This is a genomic window from Promicromonospora kroppenstedtii DSM 19349 (assembly GCF_000515355.1).
Taxonomy (GTDB): domain Bacteria; phylum Actinomycetota; class Actinomycetes; order Actinomycetales; family Cellulomonadaceae; genus Promicromonospora; species Promicromonospora kroppenstedtii.
The window spans coordinates 155076-155544 of sequence record NZ_KI911665.1; the positions used below are offsets into that span (position 1 = coordinate 155076).

The following is a 469-nucleotide window of genomic DNA, read 5'->3' on the forward strand; positions in this document are numbered from 1 at the left end:
CCTGGCGCTCCAGGCTGCGCGTGCGGGCGACGAGCTTGGTGGCGAGCCTCGCGCCCGCGGCCCGCTCGTCGTCCGGGTCGAGCTGGTCCAGGGCCTCGACGGCGGTGTCCTCGTCGATACCCCGCCGGCGCAGCTCCGCGGCGATGCCGCGACGGGCCAGCCCGCGCTCGGCATGCCGGGTGCGCACGATGGTCTCGGCGTACGTCGCGTCGTCCACCAGACCCACCTCGCCGAACCGGTCGAGCACCTGGACGACGACGTCCTCCGGGTAGCCCTTGCGGGCCAGCGACTGCTCGAGCTCGCGGCGGGACTTCTGCGCCGCCGTCAGGATCCGGAGGACGACCTCGCGGGTCTTCTCGACGGCGTCGTCCCGGCTGATCTCGCCGGCCTCCAGGCGCTCCGCCACGGTGCGTCGCGGTGCCCGTTCGCCGGTGCCGCGCCGCCCTCGGCCGCCCGGGCGGCGGCCGTC

General features: G+C 76.5%; 1 protein-coding gene. It reads right to left on the reverse strand.

The features are described from left to right. On the reverse strand, positions 1-406 hold a 406-nt coding region (locus PROKR_RS13110), incomplete at its 3' end, for a regulatory protein RecX (RefSeq protein WP_245605814.1). Positions 407-469 lie beyond the last annotated feature (63 nt).